The organism is Candidatus Tisiphia endosymbiont of Micropterix aruncella, assembly GCF_965178575.1.
GTDB lineage: Bacteria > Pseudomonadota > Alphaproteobacteria > Rickettsiales > Rickettsiaceae > Tisiphia.
Genome location: NZ_OZ238268.1, coordinates 1,177,543 through 1,198,553, shown reverse-complemented (window position 1 = coordinate 1,198,553; position 21,011 = coordinate 1,177,543). Strand labels below are relative to the sequence as shown.

The 21,011-nt window shown below is 32.3% G+C and carries 17 protein-coding genes; 3 read left to right on the top strand and 14 right to left on the bottom strand.

Annotated elements, in window-relative coordinates; all coding sequences use genetic code 11:
- Nucleotides 1–134: 134 nt before the first annotated feature.
- On the bottom strand, nt 135–3,182 hold the full coding sequence (locus ACN1AG_RS05895) for a PD-(D/E)XK nuclease family protein (RefSeq protein ID WP_417904683.1): 3,048 nt from the start codon (nt 3,180–3,182) through the stop codon (nt 135–137).
- Nucleotides 3,183–3,480: 298 nt separating this feature from the next.
- Nucleotides 3,481–3,906, bottom strand: coding sequence for a DedA family protein (locus ACN1AG_RS05890; protein WP_341754638.1), 426 nt, complete (start codon nt 3,904–3,906; stop codon nt 3,481–3,483).
- 101 nt (nt 3,907–4,007) lie between these two features.
- Between ACN1AG_RS05890 and ACN1AG_RS05885 the strand changes: the two genes are divergently transcribed.
- A complete protein-coding gene (locus ACN1AG_RS05885) occupies nt 4,008–5,282 on the top strand; it encodes an MFS transporter (RefSeq protein WP_417904682.1) in 1,275 nt (424 codons plus the stop codon).
- 379 nt (nt 5,283–5,661) lie between these two features.
- On the top strand, nt 5,662–8,295 hold the full coding sequence (gene polA / locus ACN1AG_RS05880) for a DNA polymerase I (RefSeq protein ID WP_417905604.1): 2,634 nt from the start codon (nt 5,662–5,664) through the stop codon (nt 8,293–8,295).
- Nucleotides 8,296–8,404: 109 nt separating this feature from the next.
- Here polA and ACN1AG_RS05875 read toward each other — a convergent pair whose 3' ends face one another.
- From ACN1AG_RS05875 to ACN1AG_RS05820, 12 genes are all read right to left on the bottom strand, one after another.
- A complete protein-coding gene (locus ACN1AG_RS05875) occupies nt 8,405–8,953 on the bottom strand; it encodes a DUF4410 domain-containing protein (protein WP_367364193.1) in 549 nt (182 codons plus the stop codon).
- A gap of 475 nt (nt 8,954–9,428) precedes the next feature.
- Entirely contained in the window at nt 9,429–10,028 is a 600-nt protein-coding gene (locus ACN1AG_RS05870; RefSeq protein WP_417904681.1) for a transposase, read from the bottom strand.
- Between the two features lie 152 nt (nt 10,029–10,180).
- A complete protein-coding gene (locus ACN1AG_RS05865) occupies nt 10,181–10,621 on the bottom strand; it encodes an IS110 family transposase (RefSeq protein WP_417904630.1) in 441 nt (146 codons plus the stop codon).
- Between the two features lie 159 nt (nt 10,622–10,780).
- On the bottom strand, nt 10,781–11,719 hold the full coding sequence (locus ACN1AG_RS05860; RefSeq protein WP_417904629.1) for an IS110 family transposase: 939 nt from the start codon (nt 11,717–11,719) through the stop codon (nt 10,781–10,783).
- Nucleotides 11,720–12,060: 341 nt separating this feature from the next.
- Nucleotides 12,061–12,783 (bottom strand): DNA repair protein RecO, encoded by a 723-nt coding sequence (recO, locus tag ACN1AG_RS05855; protein ID WP_417904680.1) that lies wholly within the window; start codon nt 12,781–12,783, stop codon nt 12,061–12,063.
- A 2-nt stretch (nt 12,784–12,785) separates the two neighbouring features.
- Nucleotides 12,786–13,676, bottom strand: coding sequence for a GTPase Era (era, locus tag ACN1AG_RS05850; RefSeq protein ID WP_417905603.1), 891 nt, complete (start codon nt 13,674–13,676; stop codon nt 12,786–12,788).
- Between the two features lie 161 nt (nt 13,677–13,837).
- Nucleotides 13,838–14,569, bottom strand: a complete 732-nt coding sequence (rnc, locus tag ACN1AG_RS05845) for a ribonuclease III (RefSeq protein WP_417904679.1) — start codon at nt 14,567–14,569, stop codon at nt 13,838–13,840.
- 1 nt (nt 14,570) lies between these two features.
- Nucleotides 14,571–15,359, bottom strand: coding sequence for a signal peptidase I (gene lepB / locus ACN1AG_RS05840; protein ID WP_417904678.1), 789 nt, complete (start codon nt 15,357–15,359; stop codon nt 14,571–14,573).
- Between the two features lie 356 nt (nt 15,360–15,715).
- Entirely contained in the window at nt 15,716–16,471 is a 756-nt protein-coding gene (gene truA, locus ACN1AG_RS05835; RefSeq protein ID WP_417904677.1) for a tRNA pseudouridine(38-40) synthase TruA, read from the bottom strand.
- Nucleotides 16,472–16,486: 15 nt separating this feature from the next.
- Nucleotides 16,487–17,152 (bottom strand): ABC transporter ATP-binding protein, encoded by a 666-nt coding sequence (locus tag ACN1AG_RS05830; protein ID WP_367364179.1) that lies wholly within the window; start codon nt 17,150–17,152, stop codon nt 16,487–16,489.
- Nucleotides 17,145–18,392, bottom strand: a complete 1,248-nt coding sequence (locus ACN1AG_RS05825) for a lipoprotein-releasing ABC transporter permease subunit (protein ID WP_417904676.1) — start codon at nt 18,390–18,392, stop codon at nt 17,145–17,147. Before ACN1AG_RS05825 ends, ACN1AG_RS05830 begins: the two co-directional genes overlap by 8 nt.
- Nucleotides 18,389–19,558: an MFS transporter gene (locus ACN1AG_RS05820; protein WP_417904675.1), complete on the bottom strand. Its 1,170-nt coding sequence runs from the start codon at nt 19,556–19,558 to the stop codon at nt 18,389–18,391. Before ACN1AG_RS05820 ends, ACN1AG_RS05825 begins: the two co-directional genes overlap by 4 nt.
- 292 nt (nt 19,559–19,850) lie before the next feature.
- Here ACN1AG_RS05820 and metK point away from each other — a divergent pair, with 292 nt between their 5' ends.
- Nucleotides 19,851–20,996 carry a methionine adenosyltransferase gene (gene metK, locus ACN1AG_RS05815; protein ID WP_417904674.1) on the top strand — a complete coding sequence of 382 codons (1,146 nt, stop codon included), beginning with the start codon at nt 19,851–19,853 and terminating at the stop codon, nt 20,994–20,996.
- The last annotated feature ends 15 nt before the right edge of the window (nt 20,997–21,011 follow it).

The window sequence follows — 21,011 nt, the reverse complement described above, 5'->3', positions numbered from 1 at the left end:
GGTATTATGCCACAACTATTGAAAGTTAAAAACCCGTCATTGCGAGACCACATAGTGGTCGTGGCAATCCACATTAATTAGATTGCTTCGTCGCTACTAAAGTAGCTCCTCGCAATGACGCCGGGCTATTTTCTTCATAAATCTCTCCTTGCCAAATGTGCATAATCGTCATACTTTAGTAAATCAATATCATATGGAAAGTTTTTATTCGTTACATAATATTCTAGTACTCGCATCATCCCCTGTTTATGACGATCTAAATCTTCTTTCGTTAAGTCTATTTCCAAAGTTTGGATTATTGGCTTCGAGCTAGAAATTTTTACATAAGTAACCTGTTTAACACTATGAACTTTTATAGCAAAACCACCTTCCTGTAACATTAAGCCTTCAATGATTAGCTGCGGAGATAATCCGGCTTCTACATCTTTTTTACTCGGTAAGCTACCAGTTTTATAATCGATAATGACAGCTGCCCCAAGCTCATCTACCTCAATTCTATCAGCAACTCCAATTATTGTTAATTCTTGCCCTCCAATATTTAGCGAAATTTCTCCTCTGCATTCTGAGTAAATATATTGGAAATCACTTCTGCGTTTTTCATCAAACTCAATAAAAGACTCAGCAATAGGAATAAATTTTATTTGCCAAATTTTTTGTGTATAGGTCGGCAAAATAGTATTCTGTAAAATATTATTACTAATCTCCAATATTAATCCAACTTTGTTATTTTCTAACTTATCATAATTTTTAGAATATTGTTCTAAGACCTTATGAACAAAACTACCAAATTCAGATATTTTAGGCTCCTGCCCTATCATATCCTTGCTTCTCAAATTTAAAATCTTCTTAGCATAGAAACTATAAGGATTCCGTACTAACATTTCTATATCAGTAACTGAGATCACTTCAGGAAAAATTGGACTATATACATAACCACTATGATTATGGCTAACCCGATTAGTATTTTTGACGTCATGGCGGGGAGGCGCGAAGCCCGAACGAAACAATCCATTTCTATTCACTTCCCTAGATTGCTTCGTCTCTACTAAAGTAGCTCCTCGCAATGACGAACTAATGTTAGTCGGATTAGCTATAATTGACTCAACCATATTAACATTATTTGATACATCCACTAAGTCACTTTCTGATAAATATGTTAAATAATTTTCTGAAATCAAACTTTTCTGTAAAATAAATTGCAATTTTAGTAATAAATTTGATGGTAATAAACCTGATTTACCATCTTGTCTTTTTGACCTAGTAATTATCACTTGAGCATTATGCAGAAATAAATAGAAATAATATTGATGTATGGTAGATCCAGTAGCAATATGTAATTTTTTAAGCGTCTGCTCATTAATCCACTGATTTACAGCTGATGACGAAGCTAAACTCCCTTGATTAAAGTCGGCTAAAATTACTAGGTCAAATTTAAGTAACATTAAATCTTCAGCTTTACCAATAATTATATTTTTAGAATAATTATTATGGGCAAAATACTTACAACTAAACATTAAAGATTTAAGTAACTCTGGAAACCATTTTTTATTATTTAATGTTAGATTACAATTATTTGTTATTAAGCTAGATAGAAAAGTTGATAGTTCAGCAGCCGACTGTTCATACCAAATATTTGGATAAAGTTTTTCAGCAATCTTAATCGAGGATTTTAATATTTTAACAAAACTACTACCACTATTTGTATAAAGTAAGTTTATTAGCTTCTTACACCACTTTATTAATACATCATCATTGGTTTTTTCTACTAAAGACAGCATCTGACTGGGTTGCCGTATAAAACGGTTCTTACCGCTCATTAATAGTTCTAATTTTGGTACTAATTTACAATTAATAAAAGGATTCTTTAATAGTAAGAATAACTTTTTTATATCAAAATCATTACATAATATTTCACTAACAGAAATTATTAGAGAACTAACCAGCGTTTTTGTTAAACTATCACCTAGTAAATCTTGAAATTCTAAGGAATATTTGGTCAAAAAATTACAGTAAAAACTCTTGCTTGTTTGATTATTAACAATAATAGCTATCTTCTTATCACTATACTTTTTGCAGATTAGGCTTATTTGTTCTGCTTCTTGAAAAATATCCTCAAGCTCAAAATATTTTAGTAGACCAATGTCATCCCTGTCTCCTTCAATGTCATCCCTGCTTTCCTCAATGCCATTCCCGCGTAGGCGGGAATCTGGAATGTTTAAAGCACCCTTTCGGTCTATTTCTTTAGATTCCTGCCTCAGCTCGAATGACATCTTTTTTGTTATAACGTCGCAGTTTAAATGAGCCTGCTTAGCAAGTGTTAAATCCTTATCCTCAAAAATTATCTGATCTAGAATAGAATGATGTTGTTGCTCATTACCTAAAGGCTGAAAATCTGATAAATCTTTATTTAGAATTGTCAGTAATTTTTTTAAGCTATATAAATAATCTTCTTCAGGCTTATCATATTCTAATAGAGATCTATTACTAATAGGCGGTAAAATTATAAAACCACACGGAGAATTAGCAACATTCTTTAAAAAATTCCATGATATAAGATTGTGACCTATGATGCCCGCTACTATTAAATTGGTATCAGCTCTTTTCAACCTTGCTATCTCTGCTTCCATCATAGTTATTTGATAATTTACACGATCTAGCAATCCTAACAATTCTATCTGTTTCTTCCATTGGTGATGGGTGTATTTAAGAAATTCATAAATAACATTCCAATGTTTTGATAGATTCATTTTTTCTATTTCATTTACAGAATCTATCGATAAATTATTACAAGCTAGCTGATAAAATAACTCAGCTATTGTTGAACAAAACTGTAAAGATTGTATTATACTGAATTGTAGCTTAGGGTAATTATGGATGATTTCTGCTAATATAATTCTCTCTTGCAAAAACGTTATAGGCTCTAACGTTATAGGTTCTAGATTTTCTGATGTAATACTAAATATTTCCTCACCTTCAGCCATAATATTGGAAAAAGGGATAATATTCGGTAAAATCGCAATATTTTGCTTCTTAATCAAAATATTTTGTAAATTTAAACAAGCAAAGCCACTCGGCAATATAATTTTAAGATTGCTAATAGATTCTTTAGCAAAATTATCTAGAATAAAATCAGCTACTATATCCAAAAACGATGAAGACGGGTTGACTCTATAAAGGTTCATTAAATTCTCTAATTATATAGCTAACCCGAAAAGGTTTAAGGCATAGTAATGGTGATATAATTGATGTCATTCTCAGCAACGGCATTGCCCGCGTGGATCAAAAAGCCAACGTAAGTAATGGTACTTACAGAACCAAAAACGATGTCATCCCAGCGAAAGCTGGGATCTAATAATATTTAATAGTCTTCTATGCTATTTTCTTAGACCCCTGCCTACGCAGGGGTGACATCCGAAGGTGCAGGGACATCGCTTCTAGCTAAGCTAAGATTAACATATACCTAAAACCTTCTCGGGTTAGCTATATCATACAAATATTATATATATAATAACATAACTTGACAACACCACTAATAGCTAAAACTCTTAAAAATTTTGTTTTAGTAAAACCGGCAATTAAAGGAATAAATTTGCCCCATAATGGTATTATCATAAACCAAAGTATAAATATGTTATATTTTAAAAAAAATTGGGAAAATGATTGGTGGTTAGTATGAACCTGTTCATTTTTAGAATAATAAAAAATTTTCAATAAGATCAAACCAAAGAAATAATTTATGCTAGTAGCAAATAATGAAGCAATAGTGGCGACAGTAAGTATTATTAAATTATTATAAACACCAAATATCCTCATAGAATGAACGATTAATTCACTATCTAAACTTACAACTAAATTACCTACTAAACTATCAATAAATAATAACGAATATGCCTCAAACTGATCCATAATTCAAACTGGTTTATAAAAATAATAGGTTTGACAAAATACTATCGATACTATAATTTGCTACCTTAAAATACAACATAAATTATAATCTAAATTTTCCTGTGAATAAAGCTTTATCCTTAAAAAAACCACTTTTGCTATGGTCTCTTGCCACCCTGTTTTTTGCTTTTCAATTTATATTAAGACTCTCAACTGGAATTCTTAGAGAAGAAATTATACAAAAATTTGCCATTGATACCATAGCATTTGGCACGTTTGCTGGATATTATTATCTAGGTTATGCAGGAATGCAATTACCAATCGGCATAATGCTAGATAAATTTAATTTTAGGATTGTCACATTCTTATCTATCTTAGTTACCTCTCTTGGTACTCTAACTTTTGTTGCTAGCATTGATTTTAATTACTTACTCATTGGTAGATTTATGATTGGAGCTGGTTCTGCTGTAGGTTTTTTATCAGTAGCTAAGATTACTAGAAGCTCTTTCCCAGCTAAATATCATTCCTTAATGCTCGGACTCTCTTTTACCTTTGGCTTACTTGGAGCAGTATTTGGCATTACTCCAATGAAGCTATTATTTACACATTTTGGTTATGACGTAACTTTTAATAGTTTAGCTCTAGTTGGATTTATCATTGGACTAATGATTTTATTAGTAAAAACCGATGATACAAGAAGTAATTCTAATACTAGCGATTCCGAGCCTTCAATATTGAAACTCTTATTAAACCCTACTATTTTATTTATTGGAGTTTGTGGTGGTCTAATGGTAGGAGCATTAGAAGGTTTTGCTGACGTATGGGCTATTCCATTCTTCAAACAAGTTTATCAAATGAATGATATGGAAAGTAACTTGGTTACCTCATTCGTTTATATAGGTATGTGTTTTGGTGGTCCAATACTTGCACTTATTGCTAATTTATCAAAATCATCTAATTTTATAATAATAATGACTGGATTGCTAACGGTAGCAATTTTTAGTATTCTATTATATTGTCCTTCATTAAGTTTCTTTACTAGTAGTTCTTTAATGTTTTTATTAGGAATTTTTTGTTGTTATCAAGTTCTAATTTTTACTGTTGTAGGTAACCTTGTTACAGATAAATCTGCTGGAATTGCTATTGCGATAGTCAATTGCATTAATATGTCATTCGGACATTTTTTCCATAAAATTATGAGTAATTTAATATCTTACAACTGGGATGGCCTACTAAGTGAATCAGCTGTACCTATTTATAGTCGCTTTGATTTTATTATGGCAATTTCTATAATTCCAATTTGTTGCTTTATCGGAATCACCGGCTTTTGGTATTTATCTAAAAGATCAAAAACCAAAACTCAAATATTAATGGAAGAAGAAACTGTTGCAGTATAGCTAACACGAAAAGGTTTAAGGCATAGTAATGGTGATAGCTTTGATGTCATTCCCGCTTCAGAGCGGAATCCAAATACGATCTTACGATGTCACCCCTGCGTAGGCAGGGGTCTAAAATAACTTAACACAACCTATTTGGATCATTTTTTTAGATTCCGCACCGAAGCAGGAATGACATAAACCCTCGCAGGGATGACATCGCTTCTAGCTAAGCTAAGATTAACATATACCCAAAACTTTTTCGGGTTAGCTATAGCTCTGTAGAATTCTCAATTTAATATTGATTTTAGAAAATTATTTAGCAGAAAATAACTTAGTGGATGTAACAAATCATGTTAATATGATCGAATCAGAACATTTAATGAGACCTTATAACAACATGACTAACAAAAATACTTTATTAATAATTGATGGTTATGGATTTGTCTTTAGAGCATATCATGTTCAGCCACCATTAACTTCTCCTAATGGCTTAGCTGTTGGAGCATTGTATGGTTTTACCTCCATGTTGTTAAAGCTATTGAACGATTTTAAGCCAGAACATGCTGTCATTATTTTTGATTTTGGTGGTAAAAATTTTCGTCACCAAATTTATGAGCAATATAAAGCAAATAGACCGCCTACACCAAAGGATTTGAATGATCAATTGCCACTTATTCGTCTAGCAGCAAGTAGCCTAAATTTCCCAATAATTGAGAAAGCTGGTTGTGAGGCAGATGATATAATTGCCACTCTAGCCAATAAAGCAACTGCATTACAAGAAAATACTATTATTATCTCTTCTGATAAAGATTTAATGCAATTAATTAATTCGCATACTAAAATGTATGACCCAATAAAAGCAAAATACATATCTGAAGATAACGTGATAGAGAAATTTGGTGTAGGACCAAGTAAGGTCAGGGAAGTAATGGCTTTGATCGGTGATAAGTCAGATAATATACCAGGTGTTTCAAGCATTGGTCCTAAAACTGCTGCAACACTTATAAAACAGTTTGGTTCGTTAGCAGAACTTTTAAATTCTCTCGATCAAATCAGTAACGATCGTCAAAGGGAAATCATTACCTCCTCAAAGGATCTAGCATTAATTTCCTGGCAACTAGTTGGTTTAGATTATAATGTTGATATAGACTTGGATTTTAGTTTATTGCAATATAGACCACCTGATATTGGGCAAATATCTGACTTCCTAGCAGAATATGGTTTTAAATCTCTAAACAAACGAGTGGAAAATTTATTCCAAATACAAATTACCAATGAATCTTTGCCTATTAAGCAAATCATAGTTCAGGAGATATCTTCTAAACAACAGCTTGATTCTGTGATGATTAAAGCTGAAGAGCATGGGGTCGTCAGTATTTATCTATCAGATCATCTAGGACAAAATCCTTCTATAATTTTATCGATTGATGATAAGTGCTACAACATTAAGTTTGTAGCTAGAACCCCTAGCAATATGTCTGATTTACTTTCTGATGATTTTCGCCAAAACTATCTGCATCAATGGTTTATGCCTGATATTCTCAAATTGCTAAAAAATAAGTCTATTAAGAAAATCACTTATAAACTAAAATCATTATTAAAATTCTTTGTAGATAGTGAAATATACTCATGCGAAGATCTTGAACTAATGCAATATCTAATATCTGCTGGTAAACCTCAAAAAAACCCGTTTGATTCGGTGGAAAAGGATAATTTAGAGCCCATGGCAGAAATAATTACTGGCTTTAGTACTGATTATCAAAAACTATTGTTAGAGTTAAAGGATAATCATGCCTTAGCACTATACAAAGAAATTGATGTACCTTTATGTTATATAATAGATAAAATGGAGAAAGCTGGGATTAAAATCGATTCACAGTATCTTAAACAACTGTCAAGTGAATTTGGTAATGAAATTACTAAATTAGAGCAGGAAATTTTTACCATTACTGGTACAAAGTTTAACATTGCCTCGCCAAAACAACTGGGAGAAATTTTGTTTGAGAAAATGCAACTACCCTTTGGTAAATTGTCATCAAAAGCTAAGTCTTATTCTACTAGTGCAGAAATACTTGAAAAAATTAGCGAGAGTGGTTTTGCTATTGCCGATTTATTATTAAAATGGCGTCATTTAACTAAATTAAAAAATACTTATACGGATAGCTTACCTCTACAAGTAAATCCAATAACTAATAGGGTACATACCACATTTTTACAAACTTCAACTAGCACTGGTAGGCTTAGTTCTCAAGATCCGAACTTACAGAATGTGCCAATTCGCTCGAAAGAAGGCAACAAAATCAGAACAGCTTTTATTGCAGAATATGGGCATAAATTAATTTCAGCTGACTATTCACAAATTGAACTCCGAATCTTAAGTAGCATGGCAGATATACCATCCTTAAAGCAAGCTTTTGTTAATGGTGAGGATATACATAGTAAAACGGCTTGTAATATATTTAAAATTACCGAAAAAGATTTAACACCAGAACATAGGCGTAAAGCAAAAGCCATAAATTTTGGTATTATTTATGGTATCAGTAGCTTTGGACTAGCAAAACAGTTAAATATTAGCTCTTCACAAGCAGCAGAATACATAAAAAAATATTTTGAAGAATACCCAGAAATTCAAAAATATATGGAATATATAAAAAACTATGCCAAGGAACATGGCTATGTCCTAAACCTATTCGGACGGAAATGTTTTATTCCCTTAATCCATGATAAGAAACACTCCCTACAGCAATTTGCCGAAAGGGCAGCAATCAACGCTCCAATTCAAGGAACTAGTGCAGATATCATAAAAGTGGCAATGATTGATCTTGACCGTAAAATACGGAAGTTAAAATTAAGAACCAAACTAATTCTACAAATCCATGACGAGTTACTTTTTGAGTCTCCTATTGATGAAATAGAAATAGCCACTCACCTAATCAAAACCACTATGGAGAACGCACCTAAATTAGCCATTCCACTTATTGTTGAAACCAAGGTAGGAGATAATTGGTTACATACACATATCCTCAACTAACTATACAAATTGTTAAAATAACTTTTGAATTTGAAGAAAACTTAAGGAAAAACAAGAAATACGGAAAGTCAAGTAGTCTAGGATGAATCCTAGACTACCCTTTTTTGTCCTATTTCTTCTTTTTCTTAGCAGTCTCACACTCACAAGCGATTTGAGAAGCAACAGAATTCATATGTGATTTAACATCTTGAGAACCAGCTATTACCCCTCCTAGTGCCCAACTCATTTTATTAGCATCTATGCTACCTAACAATTTTTTTGTCTCGTTATCTTTTATATTAATTTTTGCGTCAAAGCGAGAGCTACCAGCACCAAAACCAATTAGTGTACGCATAACAGCATTACCCTCAGAATACTTAGTTATTTTCCCATCAATAAGTATAGCCCTATCTGTAGAGTCAACATTCCGTTGAACTTTGTCGAATAATTTTTTAGATTTAATTGAACTTGCTATCATATCGGCAAATCTCTTACCTTCTGATATAACATGTGGATCATCAGAAGATTTGCTAGTACCATCCTCAAAATCATTAATAATTATGTAATCATAATTACTAAAATCCACCCGACTCTCTGATGGTTGTGCGTTACGTATACTTGATGTACTACCACAAGATGATAGCATTATTGTTAAAATTAAAAAGATAATATTTTTCATAACTCCTCAATGTAATTTAATATATAAAGTATAATAACTTAATATATAAAGTACATACTGACAAGAGATTATTTAGCAAAGAAAAAATATTATCAGTTGGAATATGGTTTGGATAGCTGATACTATAGTTAAGTCCATAGGATTAGGTGACAAAGAACATAACGATTGTAAGTTGTCATATATGGACGAGTAAGTAAGTCAATAAGAAAAATGATGCGGGAGTAATAAAAAAATAAGCTGTCATATATTCTGCATCTAGTGCCATAATAGTTTTCGCATTCCACGCAATCCTTGGAGTTATCCACTCATTCTTACGGCTTCTAGAGCCTTGACATAAAATCTCGGACTTGTTTTTGGAATGCCCATTTATTATCTCCAATCACTTTCGCTTATATCGTACCTCTTAAATCCTATTTACTTACTTCTTCTTTTTATATAGATAAAATACAGATAAATCTATATACACCACCAACTATCAAGCATATGCACATTTTCTTGTAACACATACATACGCTATTCTAGCTAATTTGTTTGCTATTGCCACAGCAGCCTTATTAAAGCTCATCCTTTCCAGCAATTTCTTTGCACATTGCACTAAATGATCAGTAGGATCCTTTTGTATTTTTGCTCTGATTGCAATAGACCTTGCTCCTTGTATCAGCATAGTTCTAACATATCTCTCTCCTTTCTTAGTGATAGATCCAAGACTTGTTTTACCACCTGTGCTATTTTGCTTAGGCACTAATCCCAAACTTGCAGCAAAACTTCGACAATCATCATAATTTTCATAAGCTGCTATGCTTAGTATATTAGCATTAATTTCTCCAATATCTGGTATTGTTTTTAATAAAGTAGCTGTTTCAGATTCTTTATTTATTGCTATTAGCTGTTTATCTATTGCTGATTCTTGTATTAATAACGTAGCAATTTCTTCAGCTATTACCTTCATTTCCTTATACATTCTCTCTGAAATCACACCAGCATTTTTGGCATCTTCTACTATATTTAATGCCTCACGGGCAAATTTAGATTTACTCATTTTTATGTAATAACCAAATTCAAGTAAATCACTCATTAAACCATTACTATATTACGTTAATTCGGGATAAGGATTAGTAAAAATAGCAGACATATATACACTACGAAGAGCAATTAATGTATGAATTCACAGAAATGCAATTTATACATATCCAAAATCTTGTATTAGTTATAGCTAAAGCATTTTTACTAATCCTTATCCCGAATTGACGTATATTGTACTCTTTGTCTAATAATATGTTGCCGACGTTTATGTAACCAACTAATCTCTTGTTGTGATATATTTTTTATACGAACCGATTTTAACTCCGGATCTTTTCCTGCTCTTGCTATTGCTAAAGCATCATTTGTATCATTTTTTTGCCGAGTTTTTGCAAAAGCTTTTACATCACATGGTTTAAGTAATTTTACTGTAAAACCTGATTCCATAAACTTATTGCTCCAATAATGACAACTGCCACATGCTTCCATTACCAATAAACTATTCTTGGGAATGTTTGTTAAAATGTAGTCTTCAAATTCTTCTCTGTGTAATTTTTTAGCTAATATTTTTTCACCATCTTTATTTAATGCAACAATATGAAAAATTGTTTTTGCTAAATCAATGCCTAGTATGTTAATATCTTTCATGGTATGGACTCCTTTTTAATTATTAAATAGTATAATTATGTGACCGAATTATATTCGTGATCACGGGAGTAAGTAAAGTTTCTTTTACTTACTCGTCCATACCATCATTCTTAGCAACGGCGGGAATCTACCGTCTTGCTAGTCAAGAAAAAAAGTAGATTAGTATTCATAAATTTTATTATTTTTCACCATAGAATTTAAACAAATAATTACTTTACGCATAACGGCTACTAAAGCGACCTTTGCTTTTTTACCAGCATTAGTCATACGTTCATATAATGCCTTCATTTTGTCATTATGACGCATCGCTACTAAAGCAGCCATATACAAGCTTTTTCGAACAAAAAACCTGCCGCCTCTAATATGAGCCCCATTAGTTTTTTGACCGCTTTGGCTTGTTTTTGGGGCGAGTCCAACTAAGCTTGCAATTTCCTTATTGCTCAGCACACCAAGCTCTGGCAGTTCTATTAGCAAAACACTAGCTGTTTTTTCGCCTATACCTTTATAGCTTATCAGCAAATCATTTTTTGCCTTTAAACTCTTATCTTCCTTTATGGCAGCCTTTATATCTTTTCTAATTTCCTCAAGCTGTTTTTTGCTACACTTTATCATTTCCTCGAGATATTTCTTAGCCTTCTCGGATGCAACTTTTGTTCTGCATTGATTAGCATGTATATCTTCTTCTATATTACGTTCTATGCTCCTTAGAGATTGTAATTCTTCTTGTATAACAGAAATTATTTGGTCTCCTTTCTCATCATTAGCAATAAAAGCTGCATATTTCTCAAGTAATAACGCATCCAATTTATCAGTCTTAGCAAAATGGTTACAGACCTTGGCAAAAGCGTGAACTCTATTAGGATGAGCTCTATGCACAGCAAGCCCGGCTTGTTGCAACATCCTCATAACCAAACGTTCATAACCGCCAGTAGATTCCAAAACAGTAAGCACAATATTTCGAGAAGCTATTTCTGATTTTATAAAATCAGAAATAGCTTTATCTGTATTTTTAATCTTACAATGAATATTGTTCATAGATATATCAAGCGTATTTTTTGAAACATCTATTCCCATAAATATCTTGCTTTTTTCAGTCATTTGCTTTACCTATAATTAGTGGTTGTTTTGCAAAGTTTTGATACATGATTGTAAATTCGATCTCTAAAGGATCATCCTACCGTTCGTATTATACTTTGCGATTCAAGGAAGGAGTGCACCAAGATTCCCTCGGTCTTTAAAGACCAATCTAAATTAAACGGCGTCACTCCTTCCGACCATATTAACTCCATATTGAGCTAATATTCAAGATACAATCTAAAAAAATAGCCTAAAAGACTATTAAACATTATTAGATACCATCTTTCGCTGGGATGACATCGTTTTGACATTAGTACTACAACTGTAGCACTAAATAGCGTAGTTAATAATGGGAAATGGTATTATTTATTGAGTGTTGCGAATCGAATAATATATTCTATGAAATTCTCTCGTGCATGTAGTTGTTGGTTGTGAAAGAAATATCGGTTAAAAAAATATGTAGTTAAATTAAAAGCTTGTTTTTTATCATTATTAGTAATTTGGCTATTAGTGGAGGTTAGGAATTGTGGTAAGATTAGAAGCCTGTCTTGATATGGTAACCCCTCTGATAAGCATACAGCTCTTCCAGATTTTGGCGAGACGTAAGCTAGATTCTCTCTACTACCTGTTACCGCACATTTATGCAGATCAAGACCATAGCCTGATTCTTGGAGTATAGCTAATTCAAATTTAATATATTCCTCAAAAATAAAATTATTTGCTAGACTACTTAAATATTTTACAAAAATTGAAAAAAATTTATTGTGATTTTCTCTTTCATGAAATGCCATCTTAATAAGGCTAATAATTGAATTAAAAGCGTAGAGCTTAATTTTATTAGTTATTAAAAGACCAGCGTAAGATTTTATTAATTCGCATTTAGCCATTCCTAGATGCTCGTGTAATCTAGCTTGCCAAAGAAAATCAACAATATTACCTTGTTGATTTACAGAGCCAAATTTTTTAGATGTTTCTCGTATTACGCCGGAATATAAGCCATGATTTTCAGTAAAAACTGTAATAATAGCCGTATTTTCTTTTAGTGGTTTTTTGGCAATTATTATACCTATATCTTTAAAATTCATATTTAAACTTGTTGCAATCTCATATGGCTATATGAGTGCGGATCATTTTCCCAAAGCTCACGTACTTTCACAAAAAGGAAAAGGTGAATTTTACAATCAAAAGCTAGCTGCATCTCTATTCTTGCCTTAGATCCTATTTCTTTAATTTTACAACCATTTTTTCCTAAAATAATAGTCTTATAAGAATTCTTTGAAACCACTATTACCTGATGAATTTTTATAGACTTATCATTATTCTCCTGCCACATTTCAGTTTGAACGGTTAAATTATAAGGTAATTCTTGGTGGAGATTCAAGAATAATTGTTCCCTAGTTATCTCAGCTGCTAAAAACCGCATAGGTAGGTTAGTAACATCATCTTCTTCGTATAGCCAAGGCGACCGCTTCGCTTGGCTTTGTATGTAACTTAGTAAGTTATTGATATTTTCGCCGTTTAAAACGGATATTTTAAATATATTAGCATCTATGAACTGAGACCTTATAATATTTTCTATTTCTTCTATATATTTAGAAGGAATATCGATCTTATTTAACAGAAATATTAAATTTATTTTAAGATTTTGTAATTTTTTTAGTATTTGTAAAGTAAATTGGTCTATAGGTTTCGTACTATCTATTATCAATAAAACTATATCTACACCATGTAAACTTGACCATGCACACCGTACCATTGCTTTTTCCAGCTGTTTCTTTGGCTCGAATATACCTGGCGTATCTAATATTATCAGCTGCGTATCTTTTATGGTAACTATTCCAGTTATAATGGAGCGAGTCGTTTGAACTTTATTCGTTACTATGGAGATTTTTTGTCCAATAAGTTTGTTTAATAATGATGATTTACCAGCATTTGGTTTGCCGATTATACATATAGTTATTGTTTTCTGAGAATATATTTCCACGGATTAAACCTTACAACTATTACCAAGTGTGCAAGTTTTGTTAACTTAAACAGCCCCGATGTCATCCCTGCTTCGGTGCGGGATCTAAAATATCTAACAACATTATCTATGCTACTTTTTTAGACCCCGCACCGAAGCAGGGGTGACATCAGCCCTTAGAGAGGACTATTATAACATTGCAAATTTTTAAAATAGTTCATTAATTTACGAGCAGCAACTTTTTCTGCTTCTTTAACTGAATGACCAGTACCAGTTTGTTGGTAGGCTTCCATTTTTACTAATACAGTGAAGATAGATGCGTGTGGTGATCCTTCTCTTTTTATCACTTCATACACGGGTCTTGCAATTCCCTTTCTTTGTGCTAATTCCTGAAGAGTAGTTTTAGGGTCATAATCAGCTAAATCAGTAATAGATATAAACTCATGCCACAAATCATATACTATTTTTTGGGTCGTATCAATATTACTATCAAGATAAATGGCAGCAATTAATGCTTCCATAGTATTCTCAATATTATTAGGATTTTGCCTTCCCCCTAATACTTCTTCACCATGGGTCATAATAATATAGTCTGACAAATTGATTTTTGCAGCTACTTTGCAAAGTGATTCTTTACAGACTAGATATGCTCTAATTTTTGCTAATTTCCCCTCATCATAAGTAGAGAAATTTTTAAATAAAATTTCAGTAATGATAAAATTAATTATTGCATCACCAAGTAATTCTAAACGTTCATAGTTTTTTTGAATTCCCTGCTTTAGGATATGTTGCTTAAGGGAAGGATGACTTAACGCTTCAAGTAAAAGATCTTTATTATTAAAATTATATCCTATATCTTGTTCAAGCTTTTCCGGAGCAGAAAGAGCTGATTCTTTACTTGTTATCATTTTATATTTTATCTGTATAAAGGGACGTAAATATTCTGTTAAATCTAATAGATACCAGCCAAGTACCCACACGGAGTATTTGATTAATTATCCCAATATCACTTTGCCATAATTCTTCTTTTGTAGAAAAAATAATAAATTGTCCTTTGGCAATAAAGTTTTTAAACGGTACAAATCCTAGATCTATCCTACTATCATTTGATTCATCTCTGTTATCTCCAAGAAAGAAATACTTACCTTCAGGTACATAAAAGCTTTCCGTATTACCATATTTATTTACTAATGAATGATTATTTTGTTTTAATTTATAAGAAAAATAACTTACACCATTAGGTAATATTTCCTTATATTTTATATAATTCTTTCCTTCTTCACTTGTATATGTACCAATTTCAGTGCGTTCTATGGCTTTATCATTTATATACACTACGTCATTGATTAATTGTACTTTATCTCTAGGTAGCCCAATTAGTCTTTTTATAAAGCGAATATCCATATTATTTGGTGGGCGAAAAACTATTACATCTCCTCTTTGTGGCTGTGACGCCAACATTCTCCCATTCAAAATATTAGGACTAAAAGGAAAAGAATAATTACTATATCCATAAGAATATTTTGTTGAAAAAATATAATCATTCTCCAGCACGGTTGCTTTCATTGAACCTGTTGGCACAAAAAAAAGTTCCATGATAAAAAACCTTATCATCAGTGCCAAAAATATTGTAAAGATAAAAGACGTATATTCTTTAATTTGTGTTTTTTTGTTGGTAACCGCAGCTGTTGTTTGCATAATTATTATTTAATAACGAACTAAATTCAGTTTATAATACCTTATTACTATGTTTTAATCCAGCAATTTTTGAATCGCCCCTAGTATCTTAATAATGCGAATTTGGGATAAGAATTTGCCAATTCTTATCCCAAATTCGGTGAAATTATAGAAACAATCAGATTTGAGACGGCTCTGTATCTGATTGTTAAATGAATATTTTGCTAAAAACATGATTTTAAAAAATTAAAATCATGTTTTTAGCTTTAGAAAGGTTTAAAATGCATTCGCGTTAGCCACTTTAAGAATGCATTTTTCCTTATATTAAAGCCAATTCGATATAAGAATTAACAATTCTTATATCGAATTAATGGGGTTTAATAGTCAACTCTAAGAAAATACAACCCACATGCTGGAGCTTTTGCACCTGCTGCCTCTCTTTTTTTAGCATCCAAAGCTTTTTGTATATCACCTTCCTGCCATATATTGCGTCCAACTAATACTAAACTACCAACAATATTTCGAACCATATGATGTAAAAAAGATCGAGCAGAAAGATATATTTTTATATCGTTGTTTTCTTGTGTAATCACTAACTTAGATAAGGTTTTTATAGGTGACTTTGCTTGGCAATATTTACCTCTAAATGAGCTAAAATCATGATTTCCTATGAGATAGAAAGCCCCATATTTCATTGCTTCAACATCAAGAGGTTGTTTTATCCACCAAGCACGATTTAAATCTATTATAACTTGACCAGACCTATTAATAATTCTATATACATAATGACGTTCTACAGCAGAAAATCTTGCATGAAAATCTCCGTCGACTAGAACACAATCAATTATCCCTATATTATGAGATCTTACAAAATAGTTAATAGCCTGCATAACTTTATAGGGCTGCATATATTTCACTAAATCGAAATGTGCTACTTGCCCTAAAGCATGAACCCCTGCATCAGTCCTGCCAGCTCCATGAACCACTACTTTTTCACCAGTAAATTTGTAGATACCATCTTCCAGTATTTGTTGAATAGATATAGCATTACTCTGCCTCTGCCAGCCAACAAAAGCAGTGCCTAAATATTCAATGGTAATCTTATATCTATAAAAATCAAGTATTTGATTCATCAATTTATTTACTGCCTATTTCAGCTCCCCATATTGCAATTCATACACTCTATGCATCTTATGTGCCATTTCATGATTATGAGTTACCACAATAATAGAGGTATTTTGTTGTTTGGCAGTTTTAAGCAATAAGTTAAAAACCTCATTAGCAGTATTAGGATCTAGATTACCAGTAGGTTCATCAGCTAAAATAATTTGAGGATTATTAATTAGGCTACGAGCGATAGCTACTCTTTGTTGCTCCCCACCAGATAGCTCACCCGGCATATTATGTATTTTATTGGCTAGTCCTAAATCTGCTAATAGCTCTTCTGCCTTCTTAAGAGCTAATTTATAACTATCACCAGCAATTAATTTTGGCATTGCTACATTCTCTAAGGCAGTAAAATCTTTGAGTAAATGATGTTGTTGATAGACAAAACCTATATTACGCAGTCTTATTATATGAGCATGATTTTGGCAATAGTTTGTTGATTCTATCTGCACCTCTCCACTATTTGGGGTATCAAGTAGACCAGCTATATGCAGTAAAGTTGATTTTCCGCTACCAGAAGAGCCTATTATGGCAACTAGCTCTCCTTGCATTACAGTTAAGTTAACATTGCTTAATACTTCAATAATAGATTTTCCCTGCTTATATTTTTTAGAAATATTTTTTAACATTAATACGGCTTTATTCATAACGCAAGGCATCCACAGGATTCAACTTAGCAGCTTTATATGAAGGATAAATTGTTGCACAAAAACATAGAACTATAGAGATAGTTGATACTAATATAACATCTTCTAATCTTACCTCTGATGGTAGAGTGTATAAAAAATAAATCGCTGCTTCAAAAATTTTAGTACCAGTTACTTTCTCCAAGATATTTCTAATAGACTGGATATTATAAGCAAAGCTTGTACCCAATATGATACCTAAAATCGTACCGAGCAAACCTATAAACATGCCATTACAAATAAAAATAAGCATAATCTGCCTAGTACTTGCACCAATGGTACGAAGCACTGCAATATCCGAAGTCTTGTCTTTAACTAACATAAATAAGCTAGACACGATGTTAAAGGCTGCTACCATAATAATCAAAGAGAGAATAGTAAACATTGCTATCCTTTCAACAGCTAAAGCATTTAGAAACTGTAAATGTGATTTCTGCCAACTTGTCACTCGTAATTTTGATCCTAAAAGATTTTGTATCTCCCAAGCATAAATTCCCGCGTTACTCGGTTCTATCGTTATTATTTCGACTAGATTAATAACTTCCTTGAAAGACAGAAAATTTTGGGCAGCAATAAGTGGCATTAAAATAGTTGCTGAATCATAATCATACATACCGCTAGTGAAAGTAGCCACAACCCTGAATTCCTTAGATCTAGGCATACTACCAAAAGCAGTAGAAATTGAATTGGGAGAAATTAATTTTATTTTTGTACCTACTTGAACTCCTAGGTTATGAGCCAATTCATTACCGATTGCCACGACATCTTTGCCAAAAAAATCGGCAAAATCTCCAGTATTAACATTTTGTAAAATCTGATTTTTATATTTGAGTTCAGTTAAATCTATACCTTTAATTATAGCACCACTATTCATTCTTTTACCTAGTGCAAGAGCTTGACCGACAATGCTTGGAGAAATATGTTTTATATAATTCTGACTAATTAATTTTTTGTTAATTTCATCATAATTTGCGATAAAACGTGATACTGGTGTTATGCTAATGTCACCATTAAGACCAATAATGTTTTTAGTCAGTTCATAATGAAAACCGTTCATAACGGACATAACCACTATCAATGCAGCAACCCCGATAGTTACACCCATCAAAGAAAAACCAGCAATAATAGAAACAAATCGCTCATTCTTCTTAGCTCTAAAATATCGGACTGCTACTTTTAGAATAAAATTATCTTTTATCATTTAGGTTCATCAAATATTCTATCTACTTGCAATAATTTATAACAACCAATCAATGCTATAACTATAGTGATGCACATAACAATTGCTAATGGCTTAAAAGTACCCTGATAAAAATAACTAACCAACTGCAAACATAATGCGGTAACAATCAATCTTCCTGATACCAATACAGCAGTAATCCTGCCTTTAGCATTTGGTATACTCTCTAACGCCAAAGGCCATAAAATATTACAAGGGAATATCATGCCAATAGCCACTAATTGTGTTACTATTGTTATGGTTAATGGGTTATTAGTCTTGCATATCACCAAAACTATAGCGGCAATTATAAAAGCTACAAGTGCTAAAATACTAAAGAAAAAATATTTTTTTTGTCCAAGATTCTTCAATAAATAACCACTGCTAAAACTTACAACCGAGAATACTGCAGCCATTGCTCCCTGATAAAAACCAAACTGTTGAATAGACACTCCTAGATCTCGCATGTACAAGATGGGAGCGATACCAATAAAAACCCAATAACCCTGAATAATAAAAAGCATGGTTACTATATGATAAACAGCTTTTCTCGATTTAAAGACCAAGCCATACTCTTTTAGGGATATTTTAACATTATAATTTACCTGTCCTTTTGGAATAAATAATACACCGATTATTAAACAAAATAGCCCGAATATTAACAGTATAGCAAAATTACCTCGCCAACTAAGCAAAAAATTTACATAACTTCCTACTACCGGTGCAAAAGCCATGGCTAAACTAATTGCACCATTTAAAGTCCCCATCATTTTTTGTTGTTGTTTAACCGAATATAAATCAGCCAGTACTACATAGCCTAATACTGCTACCCCAGATATACCTACCCCTTGCAGAAACCTACCAAATAGTAATATGTAATAATTGAAAGCAAAAGTACAAAAGATACTACCAATAATAAATATTATAAGACCTATAATGATAATTAACTTCCTACCAAACCTGTCCCCTAAATTTCCTACTATCAAGGAAGTAACACAATGGGCTATGAGATTTATTCCTAATAAAAATTCTACCTTAAAAGTAGAAAGATTAAAGGTATTTTGTAAATCTGGAAAACTAGGGACAAATAAATCTACCTCAGCCCCAGCTAAAACTTCCATAATTAAAATAGTAATAAACAAATTCATAAAAAAATATATACTCCTTGCAAATGAAGAGTTGATAAACAACAACAAGGCAATCAGATTTGAGACGGCTGTGCATCTGATTGTTAAATTAATATCTTGCTAAAAACATGATTTTAAAAGATTAAAATCATGTTTTTAGCTTTAGAAAGGTTTAAAATGCATTCGCGTTAGCCGCTTTAAGAATGCATTTTTCCTTATCCCAAATTGGGGTATTATATACTTAAACTTCACAATTTGTAATACATACTCTATAACTCCTTAATGCTCAATACTAAATTTAGGAAATAATATTATGACGAATTATCATTTATTTACTTCTGAGTCCGTCTCTGAGGGGCATCCAGATAAGATGGCTGACCAAATTTCAGATTCTATACTGGATGCAATTCTTAAGGAGGATCCAAAAAAGAGTCGGGTAGCATGTGAAACACTTATAAAAACTGGACTAGTATTTATAGCTGGAGAAATCACAACAGATGCTTGGGTTAACATTGATCAAATAGTACGCAATATTATAAGAGAGATAGGCTATACTAGCTCTGATATAGGTTTTGACGCAGACTCTTGTAGTGTGATTACTTCAATAAGCAATCAATCTCCGGATATTGCATTAGGTGTAGATAATCGTGAAGATCATGAAATAGGTGCAGGTGATCAAGGTTTGGTGTTTGGGTACGCAACGAATGAGACTCCTACATTTATGCCTGCACCAATTATCTATGCTCATAAATTAGTTATGAGACAAGCTGAACTCAGAAAAAAGGGTATCTTGCCTTGGTTACGACCAGATGCTAAAAGCCAAGTCACTTTTAAATATGTTGAGAATAAACCAGTTGGTATAGACACCGTTGTGCTTTCTACGCAGCATCACCCTGATATCTCTCATGCTGATTTAGTAGAAGCAGTAATTGAAGAAATCATTAAGCCTGTGTTACCAGATGAATGGATTGATAAAAATACTAAATATCTTGTGAACCCAACAGGAAGGTTCGTAATTGGAGGGCCTTTAGGAGACTGTGGACTTACAGGAAGAAAAATAATAGTTGACACTTATGGCGGAATGGCACGCCACGGTGGCGGATGTTTTTCTGGTAAGGATCCAACAAAAATCGATAGATCTGCATCTTATGCAGCAAGATATATAGCAAAAAATATTGTAGCAGCAGGTGTTGCACAGCGTTGTGAGATTCAAATTTCTTATGCTATTGGAGTTGCCCAGCCAGTGTCTATAAGTATTGAAACGTTTGGGACTAGCAAAATGAGTGAATCAGCAATAATTGAATTAATAAAGAATAATTTTGATTTAAGCCCAGGCGGTATTATAAAAAAACTATCTTTATATAATCCAATTTATCTTAAAACAGCATCATATGGGCATTTTGGACGGGAAGATCAAGATTTTCCTTGGGAAAGAATAGATAATATAATGGGACTATAAAATAAGTTGATAATG